This window comes from Sphingobacterium sp. UDSM-2020, from assembly GCF_016132525.1.
GTDB lineage: Bacteria > Bacteroidota > Bacteroidia > Sphingobacteriales > Sphingobacteriaceae > Sphingobacterium > Sphingobacterium anhuiense.
Genome location: NZ_CP066166.1, coordinates 457,676 through 480,150 on the forward strand (window position 1 = coordinate 457,676; position 22,475 = coordinate 480,150).

Consider the following 22,475-nt stretch of genomic DNA (forward strand, 5'->3'; position numbering starts at 1 on the left):
ACCTTACCTTACCTTACCTTACCTTACCTTACCTTACCTTACCTTACCTTACCTTACCTTACCTTACCTTACCTTACCTTACCTTACCTTACCTTACCTTACCTTACCTTACCTTACCTTACCGTTTGTTGCTAATAAGCAATAGCAAAACTGAAAATAGTAAATACCATCATAAAGATTGCTTAACACAATATATCTATCGTCAGAATTGAATACACACCCCAGCCCTACCTCCAAACCACAATGCCAAACTTATTTATTCAAAAAAGTCATTAATTTTTAAAAATTCTAAATAATATATTATGCATGCATAATATATTATTTATATTATATTTGTGTATACAGTGATAAAAAGATATGATTAACCAACTTATATTTACATTATGCTTTGTTAGCGCAATTATTCTGTTTGCAAAAAATGCTAGGCAGATTTATAAAAATATAAAAATAGGAAGAGCGCTTAATCGAAATGACAAACCTGCCGAACGTTTTAAAACCATGCTTTTGGTTGCATTTGGTCAAAAAAAAATGTTTAAGCGGATTATTCCCGCAATACTTCACCTTTTCGTTTATATCGGTTTTTGTATTATCAATATAGAGATGATTGAGATCGTAGTAGACGGCATATTTGGTACCCATCGTTTTTTATCATTTTTAGGAGGATTTTATAATTTCTTGATTGCCTCATTCGAATGGTTAGCTTTTGGTGTTCTGTTGGGCTGTATCATTTTCTTTATTCGCAGAAATGTCCTTCACTTAAAGCGCCTCAATAGCCCAGAATTAAAGAATTGGCCAAAAACAGATGCAAACCTTATTCTGATTACAGAAATTCTGTTAATGACAGCGTTTTTATTAATGAATGCCGCAGATCAAAAATTACAGCTCTATGGCGAATCACATTATATTATTGCCGGCTCATTTCCAATCAGTCAATATATAATTTCATTCCTACCTTCCGATCCATCTGCTCTGATATTGATTGAGCGGATCTGCTGGTGGTTCCACATTCTTGGAGTATTAGCTTTTCTTAATTATTTACCCTATTCAAAACACCTGCACATTTTGCTGGCATTCCCGAACACCTATTTTTCGAATTTAAAACCCAAGGGAGAATTAACGAATATGGAAAGTGTAACCAATGAGGTAAAAGCGATGTTAGATCCAACCTTCACCCCTCCTGTATCAGATCAACCTATTCGTTTTGGTGCAAAAGATGTTCAGGATTTAACATGGAAAAATTTATTGGATGCCTACACCTGTACAGAATGCGGACGATGCACATCCTCTTGTCCCGCAAATATAACAGGCAAATTGCTATCTCCAAGAAAAATCATGATGGACACACGCGATCGTCTAGATGAAGTCGGAAAAAATATTAAAGCCAATGGAAGCTTTGTAGATGATCAAAAATCTTTATTAGACACTTATGTAACTCGTGAAGAATTATGGGCCTGCACAAGCTGTAATGCATGTGTAGAGCAATGTCCAGTGAATATCAATCCCCTTGAAATAATTATTGAATTGAGAAGGTTCTCTGTGATGGAAGAATCACAAGCACCTGCAAGCATTAATACAATGTTTGGAAATGTAGAAAATAACGGTGCACCTTGGAAATATTCACAAATGGATCGTGCAAACTGGACTTCTCAACAATAATGCTTTTTATAAAACGATAAAGATGGAAAAAGAATTACACGTCCCAACGATGGCCGAGTTAGTGGCTAAAGGTGAAACAGCAGATATTCTATTTTGGGTAGGTTGTGCCGGAAGTTTTGATGAAAGGGCTCAAAAGATAACCCGAGATATTTGCCGTATCCTACAGCATGTCGGAATCAAATACGCGATATTGGGAACAGAAGAAAGTTGTACCGGTGATCCAGCAAAACGTGCTGGCAATGAATTTCTATTTCAAATGCAGGCCATGATGAATATTCAGGTATTAGATGGCTATGAAGTAAAAAAAATAGTAACAGCATGCCCCCATTGTTTTAACACACTTAAAAACGAGTATCCTGCACTTGGGGGGAACTACGAACTGATTCATCACACCCAATTGATTCAAAGTCTAATTGATGAAGGAAAACTGAAACCTGCAGACGGTCATATTTTTCAAGGCAAAAAGATCACTTACCATGATCCCTGCTACTTAGGGCGTGCCAATGAAGTTTACGAAGCACCCAGAAAAGTACTGGAAAGTCTAGATGCACAATTAATCGAATTAAAAAGATGTAAAAGCAATGGACTATGCTGTGGAGCTGGTGGCGGGCAAATGTTTAAAGAACCTGAGAAAGGCACAAAAGACGTCAATATAGAGCGCATAGAGGAAGTAATCGACAGCCAAGCTACGATTGTTGCCGCCGCCTGTCCATTCTGCATGACTATGCTTAAAGATGGAGTAAAAATTAAAGACAAAGAAACGGAAATAGAAGTATTAGATATCGCCGAAATAACGGTACGAGCTAATCGAATATAAAAAAAGGTCTGGAAAAATATCCAGACCTTTTTTTATCATCAATATGATGTACCCAGAAGCAGATTCGAACTGCCACACCCATACAGGCGCCACCCCCTCAAGATGGTGCGTCTACCAATTTCGCCACCTGGGCCTAATTTCAAAATGGTATCGCAAATTTAAACGTTTTTTTAAATTCTACAAGTATTTTTTACCTGTATATTCATTTTTATTTTTACCTCTTATTTTAGCAAATTCTTTTTTATCAAAGTATGGATAACCCCGTCAACTAATCCTACGCGAGGTACCATAATCTGCTTCAAGTGTCCATACTTCATGATAGTCATGAAAATTTCTGTCGCTGGAATAATGACGTCGGCACGATCATCATTTAATCCCAATAAAGTAATGCGTTCTTTTAAAGAATACGAAGTTAGATAATGATAAAGAGCCTTCAATTTTGCATAAGAAATAGGCTTATCACCTTTTTCATTTGCCAAGCGAGAAAGCTTATTGATATTACCGCCCGTTCCTATACCGTACACCTGCTTATACATTTTTGTATTAGTGGTTACCCATTCCTTAAGGTCATCCCAGGTCTCCTGTTCATCTTTGTTATCCAAAATACGGATTGTTCCTAAATTAAAAGATTTAGAATTCACCAATTTGGCATTTGCAAACAACGATAATTCAGTACTTCCACCGCCAACATCGATATACAAATAAACTTTATCCATATCCATCTTCGCTTCCAGATGGCTATTGTAAATTATCTCAGCTTCTTTGGTTCCATCAATAATAGCGATATCAATACCAATTTCACTTACCCGTTTCACAACCTCAGGACCGTTGGTTACATCACGCATCGCCGATGTAGCACATGCCATATAATCTTCAACATTATACACATCCATCAGTTCACGAAATGCACGCATAGTCTTTACTAAATTATCCGCTTTTTTAGGCGATAATTTTTGATGGATGAAAGCGTCATCACCAAGACGCAACGGCACCCTTAGTAGGGTATTCTTTTTAAAAGAAAAACCTTCTTTTTCTTGAACAATATCAGCAATTAAAAGTCTAACCGCATTGGAGCCGATATCTATCGCAGCATACCTCACATTAATACATTTAAAGTAAATAAAAATGAAATTGATTTCTTACTGAGAATGGATAAAATACTCCTTCACAATAAGCCTTCTTTAATTGTTTCGAAAATATAAATAATAAATGAAGACGAAGTGAAATTAGTGTTAAATAATTATGAACAAGATAATAATTTAACACTAAGTCGGTTATTCCAAAATTTCCAATTGCCAATAAATCTGTTCTTCCGTAACAAAATAAGCCTTATCGTTTCTTATTTGATCGTAAACAGCATCAAACAACAGCATATAATTACCTTTTAAAGCTTTTAATCGTTCTGAGACCATATTACCTTGCTCTAAGTAAGTAAGCAATCCTTCGGCATGTTCATTCTCTTCTCCATAATGCTCATCAATAGGACTAATACCATCAATCAGTTGATTCTCTTGCACGTCCGTACGATCCTTCACAAAGGTTCCTTGTGTACCATGGAGCAGAAAGCTGTACTGTGATTCTAAGACCATCATACTGACCGTGATAAATACGGTAAGACCATGATCAAAAGTCAATAGAAGTGTAGCAAAATCATCAACCTCAGAATCTTTACGATGTATAGATGTTCTTTTGACAGCAGTTAATGGCTTGCCAAATAAAGAGATCACCTGGTCCAGTAAGTGAGATCCCAGATCAAACAAAATTCCCGCGGCAGGACGCTTAGTTTCTTTAAAGACCTTTTGTCCAATCTCAGCACGATAACGATCAAATCGTAAATGAAGTTCAACAGGTTCACCAACTTTACCACATTCCAAAACAGATTTTAGCGAATTAAAATCCGAATCAAATCTTCTGTTATGATAAGGTAATACAAACTTTCCAACCTTTCGTCCCAAATCAAACAATTCCTTTGCTTCTGATACCGTAGGCGCAAATGGCTTTTCAATCAGAACATGTTTTCCTGCCAGCAAAGCTTGCTTAGCTAAAGAAACATGGGTATCGTTTGGTGTATTGATAATGACAAGTTCAATTGCATCATCTGCGAGAAGCTCCTCAACACTATCATAACTGATAATCGAAGGATAATCTAATTGTGCTTTTTTAGTTGATCGCTCTACAACTGCCCGCAATTCAAAGCGATCATTATTGGCTATAAATGGCGTATGGAATACCCTTCCGGACATTCCATACGACAAAACACCTGTAATTATTTTATTTACAGTCATTAAAATAAGATTTTATTTAGTGATGTGCATGCTCATCTACTTTACCACCAGCAAGTTTATAAACCTCTTGAAGTTTTTCTAAGCTCTCATGTGAAAAGTGATTAACAGCAGCATTTGTATTGTGAGACTCTTTCGTCAATTTTTTATTTACTTCAGCTTGAATCTCAGCAACAAGATGAGTATAAGCTTTATCATTAAATGCTGCAGTACTGTCCGCACCTAAAGCAACCGGAGCTTGAAAAGCAGGAACACCTCTCATCGCATCATTAACATGAAGGCTCAATGCTAATGAATCCAACTGCGGAAGAATAGTACTATACGACTCTTGAATTTTTGCAGATAAAGCTTTCGTCTCTGCAGAAGTAGATTTTGACTCAGCAAATTTCGCCAAATTCATCAAATAGTTCCCTTGCTCACCCACAAACTTAAACATGGCATAAGCATCACCATCAGCCAAAGAAGCACGCGAATTTTTATATTGGTTATCCAAACCTGTTTGGTAGTTACAAGAAGCTAATAAAGAACTTCCACAAACTGCTACCGCTACAAATAACTTATTAAATTTCATATCAATTATATTAACAGCACAAAAATAATAAAATAAACGGGGTTCAAAACTCTAATTAAAAAAGAGTTGAACTTTATGCCACATTTCTACCGGCATTAACAACCCCATAAATTGTTCTGGCAATTAATTTAGCATAAGCTTCTCGCTTCTTTTCATCCAATTTACCCTCATTGATTACCTTGATAGCATAGTGTTGAATAATTAATAATGGCAACACAATATTCTCACGTGCCAATATGGATTCACGATCAATAGGGTAATTTTCCATTAATTTCGATGTATTGCTCAATTTTAATAAATACTCTTTGGTAATTAAAAACTCGGCATGCAACATCTTCCAAAACTCACCATATTTCTCATCATATTGCATATAAGAAGTAATGTCAAAGTTCGATTTGGTCATGGACATCATACAGTTATCAATTAAAGTCTGAAAGAAACCAGAAGATAAATATAACTGTTGAACATCTTTCCAAAGATTATTTTGTTCAGCCCATTTCAATGCTGTACCGACACCATAAAAACCTGGTATATTTTGTTTCAATTGACTCCAGGCAGTTACGAAACTGATAGCACGAAGGTCTTTAAGCTTCAGCTCCTTATCCGAATTTCTTTTAACTGGACGACTACTGATATTGATAGAGGAAAGCGCTTTTAAAGGTGATAAATTTTCTAAATAGCTTAAGAATAAAGGATTCTTACGTAAATCCATAAACTTATTATAGCTGAGATCTGCCAATTTATCCACAATACCTTTCTGATGCGGCGTTAAAGTATCACCCGACCTTTGTTTAAGATCTGAAATAATCCCAGCATGAAGTAATTGTTCGATATTAAATCGTGCTGTATCTAGAGAACCGTATTGACTACTTATAGTTTGTCCCTGAATAGTTAATTGAATATGATCATTAGCAATTTCTTCCCCCATTGATGCATAGAAACGTTGCGTTTTACCCCCACCTCTCGCAGGCGGACCACCACGACCATCAAAAAATACGAGATCCACATCATATTCTCGAGCAATAGCGGTTAATTCAATTTTAGCACTATAAATAGACCAGTTAGCCATCAAATAACCACCATCTTTAGTACTGTCAGAATAACCAAGCATAATTGTTTGCTTATTTCCTCTCAATTTAAGATGCTTTGCATACTCCTTATTCGTATAAAGTGATTTCATCACATCAGCAGCACGCGTCAAATCATCAACAGTTTCAAATAGAGGTACAAAATCAATAGTTAAAGTATCTTTCTTCCAGCCAGACCAGAGAAATAACTGTCGTAATCCCAAAATATCGCTCGCTTGCTGACAATTACTGATGATAAATCGCTGTGCAGCACGCTCAGATCCTGATTTTTGAATATCTTTCAGTAAACGAATAACTTGTAAAGTATCAACTTCCAATGCGGTAGCCTCTTCATCAAACGCTAGATCTAACTCTTTAAAATCAATAGCAGTCTGTTTATCTACTTCAGATAACGATGAGAAATCAGCTGAAATACCAGTTTCTTCCGGATATTTCTTAATGATATATTCAAAAGTTTGAGTCAGAATACTACTGTCCTGACGAATATCAAGCGTGGTAAAGAAACAACCGAAGGTCATTACTTTCCGTAACAAATCGTCAACAATCTCAACAAAAAGATTATTATGGTCCTCTTTAAGCACAACTTGAATAGCTTTTAGATTTTCAACAATCTGTGCTGTTTCATCAACAGGATTCTCAACAGGGTTAAAACTATTTTCATAAAACAGTTCCTGCAGATTATCCATATATTTTTCAACCCCTCTAAATGTAATGCGACGTTTTACAACTCTAAAATCCCTATAATAACAGCGAAATAAGATTGTTCTTAAAAGTGTCGCTACCTTTTTAGTACTTTCAGCACTTACATTAGGGTTACCGTCACGATCTCCCCCCGGCCAGAAACCCAGTTCAATCAATTGCCTAACCTCTTCCGTCTCTATACCTAGCTCATCATCAATATATGTCTGGATTTCAGAAGCAACCTTGTAAAAAACATTTTCCAAAAACCAAGCTAAACTAATTGCTTCATCAACTGGAGTTGGCTTACTGTTATTAATAAATGGTGTTTTACCTAACTGTTGTAATAATAAATGAATATTGTGAATATCATTCTCCTTAATCGCTCCAATTAAATCATTGATAATCGATAGAACAGTCCCAGGATAAAACTGAGTTGGATGAGCCGTTAACACAAGACGAACCGAAAAATCTTTCAATTTACCAACTATCTTACGCTTTAATTCCGGATTTATTTCAGAAGATTTAATTAAAGACCCAAGCTGTGAAGATTGATCAGTCTTGCCGATCGCTTTAAATGAAGAATCTTCAATAGCATCAAAAAGAACCACCTGTCTTTCTATATATTGCACAAATCGAAATAATAGATCGACCTGAGTTTGTTCATCCGAATAAAGCTCATGCTGCACAAAGAAAGAATTGATAATTTCCTCTGGAGTTTGATGTTTCTCAACACCCTTCTCACAATGTTGGGCAAAAAAAGGTAACAAGGTACCAGTATCCTTCACTTGCTGGAAGGGCAGTGTTAAAAATAGACTTTTAAAAAGTTCAAATCGCGTCAAAACTTCGTTTTGAAAAACGGCTTCTTTTGTACTCAATTTCATATTATAGAAAAAACAAATTGTCGTTAATGGAGAATGTTTGAATAAGATCAAACATTCAAATATATAAAATTAATATTCAAATAATCATTTAAATGAAAAATAGATAATAATAACATTGTAATATTACAATATTATTAAGAACAAAAACCTTTTGCCATTTGTTATATTATTTTACATCATTCAACAAATAGCGAAATGGGAAAACTATATACAGCAGAAGTTACCGCAACAGGCGGACGTAATGGCGAAGTGAAATCTTCAGATGGAATAATTGATTTAATCGTTAAAAAACCAACAGCAATGGGAGGTGAAGGTAATGCCACCAACCCTGAGCAATTATTTGCGGCAGCATGGAGTTCATGCTTTTTAGGTGCCGTAGCTGCAGTAGGAGAAAAAGATCATGTCGACATGAAAGATGCTACCGTAACCGTAAGAGCTTCATTTAATGAAGAAAACAATGCATTCTTTATCTCAGCTGAAATTGATTTGCACATTCCCACATTAAGTGCATCAGAAGCTCAAAAGCTTGCCGAAAAAGCACATCGTGTATGCCCTTATTCTAAGGCGACCAAAGGAAATATAGAAACCAAAATAACTGGAATTTAGATTCTTGTATTTAAATATTAGCAAGCTATGCTTTTACAATAAAAAGCATAGCTTTTCCTATTCAATCTTGTATATTTGTTTGTATTCGATATTATGAAGCAGACACAAGAGATAAAGAGTTTTTTTTATAGCCAATATTTCGCAGATGGTATTAGGATAACCATTGGGTGCATAGTTCCTGTCATTATTTTTGCCGCCATGGGTCAATTCATAAATGGTACATATGTGTCATTAGGAGCCTTATTGGTCGGATTATCAGACACGCCCGGTGCCCCTTCCCATCGCCGTACCGGAATGTATTTTGCAGGTATATTAACCATCATTACCTTTATACTTACTGTTTCCGTAAACGCTAATATCTATTTATTGACCATACTCATTGCGGCATTATGTTTTATCTTCGCAATGTTTGCAGTTTTCAATGCCCGAGCTGCGAATGTAGGATTAATGTGTATGCTAATGATGTTGATACATGTCGATACGCCATTTACCCTATTTAGTGCCCTATCATATCTATTTTACTATAGTATCGGATGCCTCTGGTATATCATCATCAGCCTATCCATCACGCAGATTCGTCCATACAGATTAACACAGCAGGAACTCGCAGAATCCATTCGTCATGTTGCCGACTACCTCAGATTAAAGGCTAATTTTTATGATATCAATGTAGATAATGATAAGAATTACCTTAAACTTATCGAAAAACAAGTAGAAGTAAATGATCATCAGGAAAATGTAAGAAACTTACTTTTTCAAAGTAAGCGATCCATAAAAGATACCACCAAAACGGGCCGCTATCTAACCTTTGTCTTCAATGATATCATTGACCTTTTTGAACAAAGTATGGCGACACATTATGACTATAACACCGTCAGTGAAAAATTTGGTCATACCGGTATTTTGAACGAATTCAAACATATCATTTTAAAACTGACGAATGAGCTCGATCACATTGCATATCAACTCAATGCCAACAGAATGCCGAAACCTATGTACAACTTTGATCAAGAGATCAATTTATTACATAAAAAAATTGATACTGTTGAAAAAGAGCTTCAATACAGTACGATTGCCTTAAGGAAGATTTTAATCAATGTCCGAGATATCATCAGACATATCAATGATATCTACAGCTATTCCCATTTAAAATCTACAGAAGTTAATAAAATGGAAATTGACGAAGCAAAAAAATTTATAGAACCTTCGATCATTGATTTTAAAAAAATAAGAGAAAATTTAACCCTAGAATCCACTTATTTTAGACACGCATTACGCATGGCTATTGTCATGTCTGTTTCTTATTTTGTAGCCAAATCATTTCATATAACTGAAAATATCTTTTGGATACTGTTGACGATTATGGTGATTTTAAAACCTGGTTTTGGCTTAACAAAATCAAGAAATATACAGCGTCTCATGGGAACCGTAATCGGCGGTCTTATTGGCGCTCTTATTTTATTCGTAGTTCACGACGAAACGATTCGCTTTGTTTTGCTTATTTTTTTCTTCCTAAGTGCATACAGTCTTTTTCGGGTCAATTATATCGTTGCTGTTATTTTTATGACGCCCTACGTACTCATTATGCTAAGTTTTGTAAGTACAAATACCATGGAGGTAACAAAAGAGCGTATTTTAGATACTTTCATAGGAGGCATGATAGCATTTTTGTCCAGTTATGTCATTTTCCCAAATTGGGAAGCGACGCAGGTCAAATTCTCCATGCAAAAACTACTTATCGCAAGCTATCACTATATAGCACTAACTTTAAAAGAAATCGCAGGAAATGAGCCCACTATTACAGAATACAAACTGGTAAGGAAAAAACTTTACGTTGAAACAGCCAATATGGGATCAACCTTTCAACGCATGTTAACGGAACCAAAAAATAAACAGAAATACACAAAAGATGTAAACAAGTTTGTTATTTTTAACCATGTTTTAGCCTCGTTTGCAGTTACCCTGCATAATCAGGTTACATCCTCAAGAGTCAACCACACAATAACAAAAGAACATATTAAATTGATCCGTAAAATATTAAGTTCCTTAGAAACGGCTATCAAAGCATTGGCCAACCCCAATGAAGAAAATCAATTTATACCTGTAGATTTTCAAATACCAGAAAATCAAATATCAGTTGATGAAACGGCCGATGAAAACAGTACTTTAATGACCGAACAACTTCAATTTATTACTAAAATTGTTGCAGACATAGCTAAATTGGTACAGCAATTAAAAGAAAAAACAAGCGCTGAGATCGACCCCATGTTAAACAATAAAATGCATTAATTTTCATACAACAAGCAACTATGCACGATAATTATTACGATATCATCATTGTAGGCGGAGGACCAATTGGACTGGCCTGTGCTTTAGAAGCATCTTTAAATAACAAGACATACCTGATCCTGGAGAAAGGATGTTTGGTGAACTCGTTATATAATTATCCGCAGAATATGACTTTCTTTTCCTCTTCCGACCGCTTAGAAATTGGCGACATCCCATTTGTAACCACCTTACCTAAACCAAAAAGAGCAGAAGCATTAGAATATTATCGCCGCATCCAGCAGAAATTTAAGCTCAATACCCGATTATTCGAAGAAGTAACTGAAATAACAAAAGATCACCATCTTTTCAAAATCAATACGATAAAAAATACCTACAGTTCGAAAAATGTCATCATTGCTACCGGGTTTTACGACATCCCCACGCTACTTAATATTCCAGGTGAGGAATTAGAAAAAGTAAAACATTATTATCAGGATCCGCACTATTATGCCAATCAAAAAGTAATTGTAGTTGGAGCGAGCAATTCATCAATTGATGCCGCACTTGAGACTTATAGAAAAGGCGCAGACGTTACGCTCGTGATTCGCGGGAAAGAAATTAGTCCAAGAGTAAAATATTGGGTCAAACCAGATATTGAAAACAGAATCGCCTCCGGCGAAATACGTGTACTATATAATAGCAAATTAAAAGAGATCACAGATTCGCACGCACACGTCCATACCCCAACAGGCGATATCATACTAGAAAATGATTTTGTTTTGGCCCTGACAGGATATCAGCCAAATTTCAACTTTCTTAAAAAAATCGGTATTCATATTCCCTCCGAATCACCCTGTCTTCCTGAACATGATCCTGATAGTATGGAAACAAATATTGATGGGTTGTATCTTGCAGGTGTGGTCTGCGGAGGTTTAAATACTCATTTATGGTTCATTGAAAATTCACGAATACACGCAAAACAAATTTTAGCAGATATCAAGAAGAAAGAAATGAGAGAATAATTTACTTTCTTAAACCTCTCAAAAATATTTGCATCATCTTCTTCTGCAAACTTAATATCACATCAAATTCATCCTTGGTCGGAAACAGCATATTCTTCATATCTTTCAATATTCCCATTCTCATTCCAAACAAAGAATATAATAAAATGCGGGCAGTCTCTTCAACATCCTCTACCTCGATTTTATCAGTTTCAACACCTATTTCTAATATTTCAGCAAAAAGATCAACCTCCCTTACATAAGATTCTTTGAAAACGCGTTCCAGTTCTTCAGGAAGTTCTTTGACCATATTGATCGTATATTCAAAAAGATTATAATATTGATTAATTAGTTCAACTCTTTTATCGATGGTATACATCATGATTTCTTCAAAATCATCACAGGTGTTGATCTTCTCTCTAATATCCTGCACCATCTTATCAATCACATACTCGAATACAGCAGAATAAAGACTATTCTTATCTGGAAAATAATAATAAAGAAGTGCTTTTGAAAAGTTCAGATCAGTTGCAATTTCGGACATGGTTGTTTTGGCCATACCAAAATGAGCAAATCTACGCGTTGCTGCCTCTAAAATCCTTGTCCTCTTTAAATCTGCATTTGCCATCAATTCAAAAATTAATTACACATAATAACTGCTTTGTACTATCTTTACTAACTATTATATAAAGATAATTTATTTTTTTGAATTTTTGAAAAAACTAGTCAACAATGGGTATAAATATACAGTCAGATATCTCTTTAAAAAAATATAACACCTTCGGCATTACTGAAGTTGCTTCACATTTCATTGAAATAACAGAACCCACTCAGTTATTAAGCGCTTATGAAGCCGGAATATTTGAAAAAGATTTCTTGACATTGGGAAGTGGAAGCAATATTTTATTTACCCAACCATACGCAGGTTATATCATTAAAATCAACATTAAGGGGATTACAGCAAAACCGCATCAGAACGACATCTTTATCACCGCTGCAGGTGGTGAAATATGGAATGAACTCGTTTGGTTCTGTGTCAATAAAAATTATAGTGGTTTAGAAAACATGGCTCTAATTCCTGGAACAGTGGGCGCTTCTCCAGTTCAAAACATAGGCGCATACGGCACCGAGCTTATGGACATTTTTTACAGTTGTATTGCTTTCGACACATTAGAAGGAGTGTTTAGAATATTCTATAATGAAGATTGCAAATTTTCTTACCGGGATAGTATTTTCAAATCAGAACAAAAAGGACGATATATAATTACAGAGGTTACTTACAAAGTTAATTCTTCTCCATCAATAAATACCTCTTATGGAGCCATAAGTGCCGAACTAAAAAAAAGAAATATAAGTGATCCTACCATAAAAGATATTGCAGAAGTGGTATCCTTTATTCGAGTTGAAAAATTACCTGATCCAAGTACGGTAGGCAATGCTGGAAGCTTTTTTAAAAACCCGATTATTTCATTAAATAAATATCAGGGATTAAAAGAACTCTATCCAGATATAGTCAGTTACAACATGCCCGATGGTGGTGTAAAGTTAGCTGCAGGCTGGTTAATAGAGCAATGCGGATGGAAAGGGAAAGTAATCGGCCAGGCAGGTGTATGGAAAAATCAAGCACTTGTACTAATAAATGTACAATCTGCAAGCGGAACTGAAATTTTTGAATTATCGTCTAAAATAATAAACGATGTTGATCAAAAATTCAATGTAAAGTTAGAACGTGAAGTAAATATTTTTTGATTTTTAATAAAAAAATATTTTAAAAATAGCTTTATAAAAATGGTCATTTAAAGCTTCTGGCTAGGCGTTTTACACAAAATAACATTTCTATAGACGAAACTTCCTGTTAAATATTTATTAAATTTATATCAATTCTCAATAATTAGCATACTATTTGCGATTAGTCAACTGAACCGTATTAAAATCGCTGAGGAATCAACATTTCAATTTCTCACTCAGTGTTTTGTAAACCATTCATTTTAAAGTGAATAAAAATTCAGTGATATGACTAAGTATGAATTCAACTCGTTAGTGGTAGAGCAGTCAGACTCTCTAAAACACTATGCAAAGAAGTTTACAAATGACAACGAAGATGCTAACGATTTAGTGCAGGACACTCTGCTTAAGGCTGTTACATATTTCAACAACTTCAGAGAAGGAACCAATCTTAAAGGATGGTTATATACTATTATGAAAAATACATTCATTAACAATTACCGCAGAATTGTTAAAACGAATTCTTTCATAACAAAAGAAGAAGAAATTTCAAATGCAAACTTGATCTTATCAGCATCAAAAAATCAAGGTGAAAACAAATTTGTCATGGAAGACATCCATGATGCGCTTTCAAAATTATCAGAAGACTACTACGTTCCATTCAGCATGTATTTCGAAGGCTATAAATACCATGAAATTTCAGAATATTTAGCAATCCCAATTGGTACTGTAAAAACCCGGATACATATCGCCCGCAAAGTAATGAAGAAATCATTATCCACATATAAACTTATCGACTAAGTTTTTTATAACTTCGTCCTATGGACAATCATGAGGAGTTAACGGTATATTCTAAATCAAAACTTGCTTTACGAAATGGGCAAGATAAGCCTGAAATATGGGTTGCTTTTCAGGGCATTATATATGATGTTACAGAAAGTCGATTATGGAGGTCCGGAAAACATTACGAACATTGGGCAGGTCAAGACCTAACTGAGGAGCTTTCAGAAGCTCCTCACTCAGATCAAGTATTTAAAAAATTTCCAATAATAGGAAAGATCGGATAATTAGATATCAAATTTAGATAAAGCAACAAAGGCTTTTAATCGAGCTTCAATCTCGTCTTGCGTTAACGTTTGCAAACGCTCCGTACCGAATTTCTCAACACAGAATGATGCTAACGCCGATCCATAGATAACCGCATTTTTCATATTGGTAAAGTTAATCGTTTTTACCTTCGCCAGATATCCTATAAAGCCACCAGCAAATGCATCACCAGCACCTGTTGGATCAAATACTTCTGCCAGTGGTAATGCTGGTGCAGAGAAAATTTGTCCTTCACCAAACAATAATGCACCATGCTCACCTTTTTTAATAATCAAATATTTAGGTCCCATCTCAAGAATAGTTGCGGCAGCTTTCACCAACGAATATTCACCAGATAATTGACGCGCTTCACCATCGTTGATTGTCAAAACATCAACATGCTTCAACACCGCTTTCAAATCATCCATCGCGATATCCATCCAGAAGTTCATGGTATCCAAAACAACCAATTTAGGTTTGTTCTTTAGACGATTTAAAGTAGTCATCTGAATCTGAGGAGTAGCATTGCCTAATAGCAAGAACTCACAATCCTGGTAGCTCTCAGGAATAATCGGATCAAAGTCAGCTAATACATTCAATTCTGTAGTGATTGTATCACGGCTATTCATATCATTATGATACTTACCTGCCCAGAAAAATGATTTTCCACCTTCAATAATCTGAATCCCCTCTACATTTACACCTTTACTCGTAATGATATTTAAGTTATCATCACCAAAATCTTCACCGATTACACCTACTAATTTCACCTGGTCATATAAAAAAGACGCAGAAAGAGCTGCAAAAGTACCTGCTCCGCCAACAATTTTATCTGTTTTACCAAAAGGCGTTTCGATAGCGTCGAATGCTACCGTGCCCATTACTACTAAACTCATAGTATATAAATAAATAACTGTAAACAAAAAAAAACCGGCTATAAAGCCGGTTTCACCTAACGCTCCTGAAGCTGGGCTCGAACCAGCGACCCTCTGATTAACAGTCAGATGCTCTAACCTGCTGAGCTACTGAGGAAGATAATCATTTATGATCTAAACCCACTATTTAAATAGTTATTATTAAAGGATTTAGAAACCAACGTTCTTGATTTACTGTTACAAATTTACCAATATTTTTCAATTCTACAAATGCGTTTGTACCATATTTGTACCAAAAAAAATAAACAATCTGAAATACAATTCTTTATTTGTTTGAGCTTGAATTATAACTCCCCTACTACTAACATAAACTTTCGTTTACAAAAATCGATTTGTCGTAATGACAGTGCTATCATTTTCCAAAAAACTTTGTGCTAAAAGGAGGAGAAGATTAAGAGTCTGCAGGCCGGCTCTCCTCAACAGGAGTAAAAATCTATGTTTCCTGCTTGCTTTAGCAATTTATGAACTTCTTTTTATTATTCAAAATTTACAGCTGTGACGTATTTGTGACGGTTGATTTAAAGGAAACAGTAAGTTATTTCAAAGGGTCCTCCAAGAAAGCTTTGAGACCTCTAATTTCCCATAATGAAGGATTACAGGTTGGATTTTTGATTAATGTTTTTAGGGAGTCTAATTGTCGATAAGTTCATTACATGCTAAAGTATTAATTCATAATATTAAATTTTATACTTGAATGAAAATTTACTAAACCATATATTTACGTTGGACCAACTGAAAAAACAGAACAAGAAATATAAAAAAAAGAAGCAAAAAAATTTCCTAAAACTACTTTCAGTTCTTGGATAAACTTATCACAGTTGGGGTTTAGGAAACTTTCCCACCAATTTATGGAAATCAACCAAATTGGAAGTTAATTACTTCATTTATACCTTTTTATCGATTAATTCTAATAAATTTCATTAATTCTTTTCAAATATTTATAAGAAATTGTCATATGGAAACCACAATAACTTGATATTCAGACCTACCTAAGATTTTAACGTATACAACAAGATTAGGTTATTAAGCGGAATAATGCTAAATTTTAAAAACATTTGGCGAAATCAGAATTTACTAAAAAATAGAAAATGAGATCTATCCTAATAAGCTATAATAAATAAATGCAACTTGTTTAACTAAAAGTTGCATTTGTTCAATAATATAAGAGAATTTAATAGATTACTACTTCAAATGTGCTCTTAACATCCACGCCATTTTTTCGTGGGTTTCAATAAATCCGGTGATGTAATCGCTGGTACCGGCATCGTTATATTTTTCCTGAACCGCATCAATACTACCCCTGATAAAATCGATTATAGTATCATGATCAGCCAAGAGTTCTGTTATAAAACCAGCACTGTCATTCTTTTGGTTAGTGACTTCGCTAAGATGCGTAAGTTCCAAAAATTCTTTTAATGTTCCGGGGGCATAATGACCTATCGTACGGATACGTTCAGCTACACCATCCATCAAGTCTGCCAATTGTTGATACTGACCTTCGAAGAAAATGTGCATAGAATGAAAGTCAGGTCCTTCAACATTCCAGTGTGCATTTCTTGTTTTGGTGTACAATACAAATTCATCTGCCAATAATTTACAAAGAATTTCGGCTACTGCCTGTCTGTTTTCGCTTTTAATTCCAATTTGCGTTTTCATTTCTTGATTTTTTTATTTATTAATAATACTTTTTTACATAGTCATCCCACCATCAACAGCTATGGCTTGCCCTGTGATATGGGGAGCAGAAGCGATGAATAAAACCGCATCAGCAATATCCCCTGCACTCTGATCCACACCTTGCGGTATCAGTGTTTTCTTGTTACGTTCCCATGACTGACTTTCGGTTTCTCCGGCTTGTTTCCAGCGGTCTGCGATACCACCTTCACCACGCCACATCCCTGTACCAATGATACCAGGGCAAATAGCATTTACGGTAATTCCTGTTTCGGCAACCTCTTTTGCAATACTATTGGTAAAACCAATCACCGCAAATTTAGAAGCTACATAGTGTGATAAATGTGCCATACCCATTTTGCCGGCTATAGAGGCCGTATTGATAATGGCTCCGCTTTTTTGTGGTTTCATGACTTCTAACACCGCTTTAGTACATATAAAAACACCTTTTGCATTTACCGAAAGTACTCTGTCCCATTCATGTTCATCTATTTCCTCGATACTTCCTATACCCACTACACCAGCGTTATTTACGGCTACGTCTAAACTTCCAAAGGTATTTATTGTTTCACTTACTGCACTTTTTACGGAAGCATAATCTGTTACGTCTACAGCCAAGGCCAAAGCTTTACCTCCAATTGCTTTGATTTCTTTAGCCACTTTTTCTACGAATTCTTTTTTTACATCTGCCAAAGCTACATGGGCACCTTTCTTAGCAAAAGTCAAAGCAATTGCTTTTCCAATTCCGCCACCTGCTCCGGTTACAAATACTGTTTTATCTTTGAAATTGTCCATATTTCATCTTTCTAAGGTTAGCTATCTGTTCTTTATATTACAAATATACTTTATTATCAGCCAAGTCTATTTGTAGAACGATGACAAAATGATGTAGAAAAGATTTAATCATTCTAAAATCTGTCAGATAACCAATAACTGCATAATGCTGTTCCAGAATGCTGTAGTAATAAAACCAACTAAAATGCTAACTCCGATAATCAGGTTAATTAACCTCGCATTAAGCCTGAATTGTTCTGCAATAATACTGGAAGTAATAAGGGTGGGCATTGCTGCTTCAAATACGCTTATACGTGCAATATCTCCTTTAATTCCTAACAAAATTGAAGCAATTAAAACCAATGCCGGAGCAATCATTAATTTGTATAGCATGGACATTGAAATCTGGGAGATTTCCTGTTTCCATCCCTTAAATTTCAATTGTAACCCTACGGAAAAAAGAGCTAATGGTCCTACCGTAGCTGCCAATTTATCAAAGAAAGGTTCAGCTATGCTCAAATCTGTCACCTTAGATAAGATAAGTGCACCCATACAACCTATAAAGGGCGGAAAAGTCAGCAATCTTTTAACCAAAACTGATGCTTTTATTCCTTCTTTATCTGAACGGTTTCCTTTAATTGCTGAAATTATACCTACAGTGGATAAAAGTACAAACATCACTTGGTCGCAAATGATGGCTATGCTTAAATCTTGTTCGCCATAATATGCCATAATTAATGGAAACCCTATAAAAGACGTATTGCTGTAACCTCCAGCAAGCTCAAGTGTACTTCGGGAGCGTTGACCATACCCTTTGTACCGGGAATAAAATTCCATAAAAATCCAGCATCCAGCCCAAACCAATATAGGAGAAAGAGCAGGAAATAACATTTGGCTGCTCCATTCAATCTTAGGAATATATTTAAAAGAAACAGCAGGGAGTGCCAGATATAAAATCCATGTGTTGATTCCCTTATGTGCATCTTGCGGAATTAATTTTCCTTTTCGAAATATCATTCCGGCAATTATGCAGAATGCTATCATCACAAAATTGACCATAATTTCAATAATATTTTAACTATGCAAAATTAGCAGATTGGAATACCGCCATGTATGTATAAAATAAATAAAGGTTTGTATATTTGTGTTATATTAACCTATCTGAAAAATAATTTGTGAAATTTGAAATTTTTAAAGACCCCCCAGATGCCGGTATTGTTGTAAAAGCTTCTTTACTTACGCTTGTTATCCTAATTTCTTATTTTTTAGGTCTCGGGATTAATAAGTTACTACAACTTTCTGATGATTATTTAAGTGGTATATGGTGTGCCGTATCCGCTATTGTGGTCTTTGATGACCTCCCAAAAAATGCTAAAAGTCTGATGAAAGACCGACTTTTGGGCACATTTGTAGGAGTTTTGCTGACAACAATAATAGTTTACTTTACTACAAATCTTTTTTTGTCAATTGGCATTGCATTGTTCTGTACCTGTATTTTTATTTCTGTTTTTAAATGGACAGGAGCGTTAAAAATTGGATGTATTACTGTTATTATTGTTGGATTGAGCACCCATGACAAAGCTTTTGAAATTGTCTGGCGGTCAGGATTAATGCGTTTTCTTGAATCTGTTGCCGGATGTACTCTCTCTCTTGTCGCTACTATCGTCATAGAGCAAATAAAAATAAAAACGAACAAGTAATTTTTGAGAGAGCAAAGCATGACTAAACTAAAACAGTTTTTCCCGTTAGAAATATTAGATTTTGAAGAAGCTTCGTTTCACCTTACGATTCACGGTCAAAATTATTTTGAGCTGGTGTATATTTATGATGGAATGGGGATTCATCAGATTAATCAAAATCATCTTTCATATTGTTCAGGAGACTTATTTGTGATTTCTCCGGAGGATGAGCATAATTTTAAAATGGATACAAAAACCAGGGTCATCTGCATTAAATTTACAGATGACTATTTTAGCAGTAAAGAGCACTGGAAATTTCAAGATTATATGAATAACAATCCTGAAAGCATTATGAACAACAAAATCTTGAAGGAAGTTAAATTAGAATTTAGCCCGGAAATTCATCAAATACTACGAAATACAATTGATAATATACTTCTTTACAACAACTCGCATAATGTTGTTACATCACCTGTCGTTTTTCATCAGGTGCTTTCTGTTTTCGGCATTATAAAGGAAGCTATGCAGGATATGTCGCTTAACGAAAATGACCATTTTCCAGCAAGGGAACAATTGATTTCATATATCCATCAGCACATTTACATTCCTGACAAAGTAAAAATAAAGAATATTGCTTCACATTTCAACATTGCCACTACGTATTTCAGTGCCTATTTCAAACGTAATTTTGATATAAATTACCGAGAATACCTTAATCATTACCGTTTGATGCTTATTAATAAAAGACTGAAATCTGGACAATTTAACATGAGCCAAATTGCTGAAGAATTTGGATTTAATGATGAAAGCCATTTTTCTCATTTTTATAAGAACAACACAGGTCACAGTCCATCTCTTTATGATCTTTCTAAAAAAAAGAAATGACACAAGGAATTATAAAAAATAATTTTATTACAAAATGAGTTCATTAATCGGTCAAAATCTACTTCTCATAGCCAAACAAACCTGCCAAAAGTATAAGAGTAATTATCCTTATTAAATTCACTGTTCACAGCAAAATGAAGAACAATTATGGAAGTAATTGAAACCCTCCAAAAAAAGACAATCTAGAAAAATTTGTGATAAACTGTATTAGTGTTTTCAGTTCATAAAATAAAGAACTCTGGAAAATATCCTGTGACCATCCATGCTCTAATCAAATGTGCAATAATAATGAATTTCCTTTTGAATTTTATAGCACCGGTATGGTACGTTCGTTTTACATTATCAATGAGGATTTTAATAAAAAAGCGATATGACCCTAAAATAAAACTAGGGATAATCGATAGAGAATGAAAACAAAATAACACACAAAATGAATTGTCAATGTCTACTTGATCTTTTCAACAGCTGCTCGAACCTGCTGAAGATCGGGCTGTCTATCTATGCATTCCTGAACGCCCTCGGGATATCTCTCTAAGATGAATTCATTGAAATCCTTACAGCTCCTGAAAATATTGAACTGCTTGTCGTGGATGTTCCATACGATGCCTTTTCCCTTTATGGCGTTCTGTGCAATGGCAGCTCCACCGACTCCCCCCAGGCCATATCCCAGGCCCTGTTTCCATGAATTTGCCAACTCCAGCTCCATATATAGATAGTTATGGCCTCCAAAGAGCACCTGTCATTATAGACGAGTTACCGACAATTTATTTTAGAGGCTTGGACAATCTTATTGCAACGGCGAGAAGTAATAAGGTAGCGGTTTGCTTAGGCTTTCAGGATTTTTCCCAATTAATTCGTGACTATGGAGATAAGGAAGCTAAGGTAATTCAGAACACGGTCGGTAATATTTTTAGCGGTCAGGTCGTGGGCGAAACGGCAAAGAGCCTGTCAGAACGCTTTGGGAAAGTATTACAGAAACGCCAAAGTATGACGATTAACCGAAATGACAAATCAACTTCAATTTCTACCCAATTAGACAGTCTTATTCCAGCTTCAAAAATCAGTACACTTACACAAGGTATGTTTGTCGGTTCAGTGTCCGATAACTTTGACGAACGTATAGAACAAAAGATATTTCACGAAGAAATTGTAGTAGATAACGAGAAAGTTGCTGCCGAAACAAAAGCATATCAGAAGATACCGGAAATTTTATCCTTTGTCGATGAAAGCGGAGAAGATAATATGAAACGGGATATTGAGAACAATTATCGTCAGATAAAATTAGACATTGTTCATATCGTGGAAAGTGAAATGGAGCGTATAAAGAACGACCCGAATTTACAGCATTTGATACAGGAGGGATAATATTGAATTTTTAAATCATTTATTTTGAAATATTTTAAATTACAGCGTCTTATAAAAGAGAGCAGACTTTTTTATTAACTTTGTTAAGTGAAAAAAATGTTTTCAATATTATTATTGTCTGTGTATTTAATTTCGACAACTGAATTAGGTCAGTTATTGAAGTTTCCTATACTTATAGAGCATTATTTCGATCACAAAGAAAAAAATCCGGAGGTTACTGTTTTGCAATTTTTGGAAGTTCATTACGCCGGGAGCCATCTGGAAAACCATCCACACGATGACGATTATGAACAAGACAAACAATTACCGTTTATCGTACATATCGATGTTTTGAATATCAGTTTTGTACTTGTCCCCCCTTTTAGTTTTGATATAGAAACCAAAAAACTTGTAGGCAAAGAACCCAAAACCTTGCCTTTGGAAGATACATTTTCTGATAACAATTACCGTTCTGCCATCTGGAAACCTCCGAAATTCTGTTAATCTTTTTTGATTTCCACG

General features: G+C 35.1%; 21 protein-coding genes, 2 tRNA genes and 1 pseudogene. 12 read left to right on the top strand and 12 right to left on the bottom strand.

Going from position 1 to position 22,475, the window contains the following annotated elements:
- The first annotated feature begins 357 nt into the window (after positions 1-357).
- Both JAZ75_RS01930 and JAZ75_RS01935 read left to right on the top strand, forming a co-directional pair.
- On the top strand, positions 358-1,656 hold the full coding sequence (locus JAZ75_RS01930; RefSeq protein WP_208699951.1) for a (Fe-S)-binding protein: 1,299 nt from the start codon (positions 358-360) through the stop codon (positions 1,654-1,656).
- Positions 1,657-1,678: 22 nt separating this feature from the next.
- On the top strand, positions 1,679-2,473 hold the full coding sequence (locus JAZ75_RS01935) for a (Fe-S)-binding protein (RefSeq protein WP_132844127.1): 795 nt from the start codon (positions 1,679-1,681) through the stop codon (positions 2,471-2,473).
- Positions 2,474-2,522: 49 nt separating this feature from the next.
- Here the strand turns inward: JAZ75_RS01935 and JAZ75_RS01940 are convergent.
- The 5 genes from JAZ75_RS01940 to JAZ75_RS01960 form a co-directional block, all read right to left on the bottom strand.
- Positions 2,523-2,606, bottom strand: a tRNA-Leu gene (locus JAZ75_RS01940).
- 88 nt (positions 2,607-2,694) lie between these two features.
- Positions 2,695-3,573 (bottom strand): exopolyphosphatase, encoded by an 879-nt coding sequence (locus JAZ75_RS01945; RefSeq protein ID WP_132772036.1) that lies wholly within the window; start codon positions 3,571-3,573, stop codon positions 2,695-2,697.
- A gap of 174 nt (positions 3,574-3,747) precedes the next feature.
- Positions 3,748-4,758: a Gfo/Idh/MocA family oxidoreductase gene (locus JAZ75_RS01950; RefSeq protein WP_208699953.1), complete on the bottom strand. Its 1,011-nt coding sequence runs from the start codon at positions 4,756-4,758 to the stop codon at positions 3,748-3,750.
- 16 nt (positions 4,759-4,774) lie between these two features.
- Positions 4,775-5,326 (bottom strand): hypothetical protein, encoded by a 552-nt coding sequence (locus JAZ75_RS01955; protein WP_132772038.1) that lies wholly within the window; start codon positions 5,324-5,326, stop codon positions 4,775-4,777.
- A gap of 73 nt (positions 5,327-5,399) precedes the next feature.
- Positions 5,400-7,976 carry a phosphoenolpyruvate carboxylase gene (locus JAZ75_RS01960; RefSeq protein WP_208699955.1) on the bottom strand — a complete coding sequence of 859 codons (2,577 nt, stop codon included), beginning with the start codon at positions 7,974-7,976 and terminating at the stop codon, positions 5,400-5,402.
- Between the two features lie 195 nt (positions 7,977-8,171).
- Between JAZ75_RS01960 and JAZ75_RS01965 the strand changes: the two genes are divergently transcribed.
- The 3 genes from JAZ75_RS01965 (at position 8,172) to JAZ75_RS01975 (ending at position 11,872) form a co-directional block, all read left to right on the top strand.
- The gene (locus JAZ75_RS01965; protein ID WP_208699956.1) at positions 8,172-8,582 is read left to right on the top strand and encodes an organic hydroperoxide resistance protein; all 411 of its coding nucleotides are present in this window, start codon (positions 8,172-8,174) and stop codon (positions 8,580-8,582) included.
- Positions 8,583-8,675: 93 nt separating this feature from the next.
- Complete coding sequence (locus JAZ75_RS01970) at positions 8,676-10,871, top strand: FUSC family protein (RefSeq protein ID WP_232789334.1); 2,196 nt, start codon at positions 8,676-8,678, stop codon at positions 10,869-10,871.
- Positions 10,872-10,891: 20 nt separating this feature from the next.
- A complete protein-coding gene (locus tag JAZ75_RS01975; protein ID WP_208699958.1) occupies positions 10,892-11,872 on the top strand; it encodes a YpdA family putative bacillithiol disulfide reductase in 981 nt (326 codons plus the stop codon).
- Between the two features lies 1 nt (position 11,873).
- Here the strand turns inward: JAZ75_RS01975 and JAZ75_RS01980 are convergent, their stop codons facing one another.
- The gene (locus JAZ75_RS01980; RefSeq protein ID WP_021191073.1) at positions 11,874-12,479 is read right to left on the bottom strand and encodes a TetR/AcrR family transcriptional regulator; all 606 of its coding nucleotides are present in this window, start codon (positions 12,477-12,479) and stop codon (positions 11,874-11,876) included.
- 104 nt (positions 12,480-12,583) lie between these two features.
- On the opposite strand from JAZ75_RS01980, the gene murB reads away from it, so the two are divergent.
- The 3 genes from murB to JAZ75_RS01995 all read left to right on the top strand — a co-directional run bounded on the left by murB (position 12,584) and on the right by JAZ75_RS01995 (position 14,643).
- Complete coding sequence (gene murB / locus JAZ75_RS01985) at positions 12,584-13,600, top strand: UDP-N-acetylmuramate dehydrogenase (protein ID WP_208699960.1); 1,017 nt, start codon at positions 12,584-12,586, stop codon at positions 13,598-13,600.
- A 264-nt stretch (positions 13,601-13,864) separates the two neighbouring features.
- Positions 13,865-14,377, top strand: a complete 513-nt coding sequence (locus JAZ75_RS01990) for an RNA polymerase sigma factor (protein WP_021191074.1) — start codon at positions 13,865-13,867, stop codon at positions 14,375-14,377.
- Positions 14,378-14,397: 20 nt separating this feature from the next.
- On the top strand, positions 14,398-14,643 hold the full coding sequence (locus JAZ75_RS01995; RefSeq protein WP_021191075.1) for a cytochrome b5 domain-containing protein: 246 nt from the start codon (positions 14,398-14,400) through the stop codon (positions 14,641-14,643).
- On the opposite strand, the gene JAZ75_RS02000 is transcribed toward JAZ75_RS01995, so the two are convergent.
- From JAZ75_RS02000 to JAZ75_RS02020, 5 genes are all read right to left on the bottom strand, one after another.
- Positions 14,644-15,558, bottom strand: a complete 915-nt coding sequence (locus JAZ75_RS02000; protein ID WP_031288945.1) for a PfkB family carbohydrate kinase — start codon at positions 15,556-15,558, stop codon at positions 14,644-14,646.
- Positions 15,559-15,620: 62 nt separating this feature from the next.
- Positions 15,621-15,694, bottom strand: a tRNA-Asn gene (locus JAZ75_RS02005).
- A 1,085-nt stretch (positions 15,695-16,779) separates the two neighbouring features.
- Positions 16,780-17,253 (bottom strand): Dps family protein, encoded by a 474-nt coding sequence (locus JAZ75_RS02010; protein ID WP_045754271.1) that lies wholly within the window; start codon positions 17,251-17,253, stop codon positions 16,780-16,782.
- Positions 17,254-17,286: 33 nt separating this feature from the next.
- Positions 17,287-18,066: an SDR family NAD(P)-dependent oxidoreductase gene (locus tag JAZ75_RS02015; protein WP_086946681.1), complete on the bottom strand. Its 780-nt coding sequence runs from the start codon at positions 18,064-18,066 to the stop codon at positions 17,287-17,289.
- A 123-nt stretch (positions 18,067-18,189) separates the two neighbouring features.
- On the bottom strand, positions 18,190-19,104 hold the full coding sequence (locus JAZ75_RS02020; RefSeq protein ID WP_208699962.1) for an AEC family transporter: 915 nt from the start codon (positions 19,102-19,104) through the stop codon (positions 18,190-18,192).
- A gap of 116 nt (positions 19,105-19,220) precedes the next feature.
- On the opposite strand from JAZ75_RS02020, the gene JAZ75_RS02025 reads away from it, so the two are divergent.
- Positions 19,221-19,745 carry an FUSC family protein gene (locus JAZ75_RS02025; protein ID WP_045754274.1) on the top strand — a complete coding sequence of 175 codons (525 nt, stop codon included), beginning with the start codon at positions 19,221-19,223 and terminating at the stop codon, positions 19,743-19,745.
- A gap of 18 nt (positions 19,746-19,763) precedes the next feature.
- Positions 19,764-20,609, top strand: a complete 846-nt coding sequence (locus JAZ75_RS02030) for an AraC family transcriptional regulator (RefSeq protein WP_208699964.1) — start codon at positions 19,764-19,766, stop codon at positions 20,607-20,609.
- Between the two features lie 445 nt (positions 20,610-21,054).
- On the opposite strand, the gene JAZ75_RS02035 is transcribed toward JAZ75_RS02030, so the two are convergent.
- Positions 21,055-21,315 (bottom strand): hypothetical protein, encoded by a 261-nt coding sequence (locus JAZ75_RS02035; RefSeq protein ID WP_045754276.1) that lies wholly within the window; start codon positions 21,313-21,315, stop codon positions 21,055-21,057.
- Positions 21,316-21,344: 29 nt separating this feature from the next.
- Here JAZ75_RS02035 and JAZ75_RS02040 point away from each other — a divergent pair.
- Together JAZ75_RS02040 and JAZ75_RS02045 are read left to right on the top strand one after the other, a co-directional pair.
- A pseudogene (locus tag JAZ75_RS02040) lies at positions 21,345-21,974 on the top strand (TraM recognition domain-containing protein); the annotation flags it as partial.
- A gap of 96 nt (positions 21,975-22,070) precedes the next feature.
- Positions 22,071-22,457 carry a hypothetical protein gene (locus JAZ75_RS02045; RefSeq protein ID WP_208699966.1) on the top strand — a complete coding sequence of 129 codons (387 nt, stop codon included), beginning with the start codon at positions 22,071-22,073 and terminating at the stop codon, positions 22,455-22,457.
- The last annotated feature ends 18 nt before the right edge of the window (positions 22,458-22,475 follow it).

What these genes read in the sequence shown, in the direction of transcription:
- JAZ75_RS01930 (WP_208699951.1), top strand. Translation starts at nt 358, where the DNA reads ATGATTAACCAACTTATATTTACATTATGCTTTGTTAGCGCAATTATT.
- JAZ75_RS01935 (WP_132844127.1), top strand. Translation starts at nt 1,679, where the DNA reads ATGGAAAAAGAATTACACGTCCCAACGATGGCCGAGTTAGTGGCTAAA.
- JAZ75_RS01950 (WP_208699953.1), bottom strand. Translation starts at nt 4,758, where the DNA reads ATGACTGTAAATAAAATAATTACAGGTGTTTTGTCGTATGGAATGTCC.
- JAZ75_RS01955 (WP_132772038.1), bottom strand. Translation starts at nt 5,326, where the DNA reads ATGAAATTTAATAAGTTATTTGTAGCGGTAGCAGTTTGTGGAAGTTCT.
- JAZ75_RS01960 (WP_208699955.1), bottom strand. Translation starts at nt 7,976, where the DNA reads ATGAAATTGAGTACAAAAGAAGCCGTTTTTCAAAACGAAGTTTTGACG.
- JAZ75_RS01965 (WP_208699956.1), top strand. Translation starts at nt 8,172, where the DNA reads ATGGGAAAACTATATACAGCAGAAGTTACCGCAACAGGCGGACGTAAT.
- JAZ75_RS01970 (WP_232789334.1), top strand. Translation starts at nt 8,676, where the DNA reads ATGAAGCAGACACAAGAGATAAAGAGTTTTTTTTATAGCCAATATTTC.
- JAZ75_RS01975 (WP_208699958.1), top strand. Translation starts at nt 10,892, where the DNA reads ATGCACGATAATTATTACGATATCATCATTGTAGGCGGAGGACCAATT.
- JAZ75_RS01980 (WP_021191073.1), bottom strand. Translation starts at nt 12,479, where the DNA reads ATGGCAAATGCAGATTTAAAGAGGACAAGGATTTTAGAGGCAGCAACG.
- murB (WP_208699960.1), top strand. Translation starts at nt 12,584, where the DNA reads ATGGGTATAAATATACAGTCAGATATCTCTTTAAAAAAATATAACACC.
- JAZ75_RS01990 (WP_021191074.1), top strand. Translation starts at nt 13,865, where the DNA reads ATGACTAAGTATGAATTCAACTCGTTAGTGGTAGAGCAGTCAGACTCT.
- JAZ75_RS01995 (WP_021191075.1), top strand. Translation starts at nt 14,398, where the DNA reads ATGGACAATCATGAGGAGTTAACGGTATATTCTAAATCAAAACTTGCT.
- JAZ75_RS02000 (WP_031288945.1), bottom strand. Translation starts at nt 15,558, where the DNA reads ATGAGTTTAGTAGTAATGGGCACGGTAGCATTCGACGCTATCGAAACG.
- JAZ75_RS02010 (WP_045754271.1), bottom strand. Translation starts at nt 17,253, where the DNA reads ATGAAAACGCAAATTGGAATTAAAAGCGAAAACAGACAGGCAGTAGCC.
- JAZ75_RS02015 (WP_086946681.1), bottom strand. Translation starts at nt 18,066, where the DNA reads ATGGACAATTTCAAAGATAAAACAGTATTTGTAACCGGAGCAGGTGGC.
- JAZ75_RS02020 (WP_208699962.1), bottom strand. Translation starts at nt 19,104, where the DNA reads ATGGTCAATTTTGTGATGATAGCATTCTGCATAATTGCCGGAATGATA.
- JAZ75_RS02030 (WP_208699964.1), top strand. Translation starts at nt 19,764, where the DNA reads ATGACTAAACTAAAACAGTTTTTCCCGTTAGAAATATTAGATTTTGAA.
- JAZ75_RS02035 (WP_045754276.1), bottom strand. Translation starts at nt 21,315, where the DNA reads ATGGAGCTGGAGTTGGCAAATTCATGGAAACAGGGCCTGGGATATGGC.
- JAZ75_RS02045 (WP_208699966.1), top strand. Translation starts at nt 22,071, where the DNA reads ATGTTTTCAATATTATTATTGTCTGTGTATTTAATTTCGACAACTGAA.